The sequence below is a fragment of the Cryobacterium shii genome (assembly GCF_004402595.1).
GTDB lineage: Bacteria > Actinomycetota > Actinomycetes > Actinomycetales > Microbacteriaceae > Cryobacterium > Cryobacterium shii.
In genome coordinates this window covers 1-1616 of sequence record NZ_SOFY01000079.1, presented here as the reverse complement: position 1 = coordinate 1616, position 1616 = coordinate 1, and the positions used below count along the sequence as shown (strand labels likewise).

Annotated in this window: 1 protein-coding gene and 1 pseudogene; both read left to right on the top strand. The window is 71.0% G+C overall.

Going from position 1 to position 1616, the window contains the following annotated elements:
• A pseudogene (locus E3O49_RS14780) lies at window positions 1-273 on the top strand (hypothetical protein); the annotation flags it as partial.
• A 265-nt stretch (window positions 274-538) separates the two neighbouring features.
• On the top strand, window positions 539-1495 hold the full coding sequence (locus E3O49_RS14775; protein ID WP_134365874.1) for a hypothetical protein: 957 nt from the start codon (window positions 539-541) through the stop codon (window positions 1493-1495).
• The last annotated feature ends 121 nt before the right edge of the window (window positions 1496-1616 follow it).

Below are 1616 nucleotides of genomic sequence, written 5' to 3'. Positions count from 1 at the left end.
GTGGCTGGCGCTGCGGCTGGCGCTGCGGCTGGCGCTGCGGCGGGCGCGGCTGGCGCTGCGGCGGGCGCGGCTGGCGAGAAGCCGGCGGTGCCGATGCGCCAGTTCACGCTGACGGGGCCCGCGATCGCCATCTGCACGGCCGGCGGATTCCTCGTTGCGGGGGCCGGATCATCCGTCGCCCTCAAGCGCGGCGAGTCGGTCTACATCACGCCCGACGAGGGCACCCTCACCTTCGCCGGCGCCGGCGAGGTGTTCCTCGCCACCATCCCCTAGTAGCAGCAGCCCCGCCCCTCACCAATTCGACGGAGATTTTGCTCTAACAACCCGGATTTGCGGCTTTCTGGCCCATTTGAGCCAGAATCTCCGTCGAATTCGTTCATCGCCGCGCGGGAGGTTCGCTGCCGCGCGGGCGGGGCGGCGAGCGCGGTGGGTTCGCGCACGGGAACGGCGGGCCTCCCCAACCCGCGGGTGCGGAGCGTTGTCCCCAGGCTGACGGATGCCGCGGCGCGGGCCCGTCTCCGCTGCGAGGCTCCGGGGCATGCGCTCCCTCGCCCAAGACATCATCGGCCATGGACTATTCGTCAAGCGCGCCACGCTCCGCGCCCGAGGCTGGAGCGATGGCCACCTCCGCGGCGAGGTGAACCGCGGAACGATTGTGCGGGTGCGCAAGGGCTGGTATTCGGTTCCGTCGGCGCCGCAGTCGGCCGTCGAGGCGTTCCGGATCGGCGGGCGGCTGGCCGGATTGAGCGCTCTGAAGTCCTACGGCATCTGGACCCCGGCCACGAGGAAGCTTCACGTGAGCGTCCCCGGCGGCGCGCGGGCATTGCGGCGGCCGACCGACATGCGCGCACGGCTGCACGTGCTCGACGGTGTCCGGTGCCGGGTGACCTGGGGCGATGACGCGTGGGAGCGGCGTGGGGACAGCGTGTGGCGCACCAGCGTGCACGAAGCCCTGGTGCATATTCTGAACAACCACGACCGGGTCACGGCGATCGTGTGTCTCGATGCCGCGCTGCACAGTGCTCGGGAAAAAGGCCCCGGAATCGTCCTTGATGATCTGGGCTGGATCTTCGCCCGCGCGCCGCTCCGGGTGCAGTCCTGGCGCAGCGAGGTTGACGGGCGCGCCGGAGCAGGCGGGGAAACAGAATTCCGGCTCAAGGCACTGGCCGCCGGCATCCCGTTCGTGCCACAACCGTTCGTAAGGGGCGTCGGGAATCTCGACGGCCAGATCGGCCCGTCGACGTTCGTGGAGATCGACGGGACGGAGTGGCATGACAATCCGCTCGCATTTGAGGTCGACCGGGAACGCGATCTGCTGGTCGCGAAGGAGAACGGGCGCACACTGAGGTTCACCTACGCGCTCCTCCGCAAACGGTGGGGGTTGTGCGTTCAGGCGATGGTCACGGCGCTGGAGCACGACTACCGTCACGAGTCGTCGACCGCGTTCCCCCCATTCCCCGGCCGGATGCCGCCGGTCGCCGGCCGCCTCGGGTAGCGACCGGCCCGATTCCCGGTTGCCGCGGTAGCCGGCCCCGGGCCGTGCCCGGCCCCGCCGTGTCCGCTGGCCCGGCTCGCCCGCCCGCTGGCCCGGCCGTGTCCGCTGGCCCGGCCGTGTC

What these genes read in the sequence shown, in the direction of transcription:
- E3O49_RS14775 (WP_134365874.1), top strand. Translation starts at nt 539, where the DNA reads ATGCGCTCCCTCGCCCAAGACATCATCGGCCATGGACTATTCGTCAAG.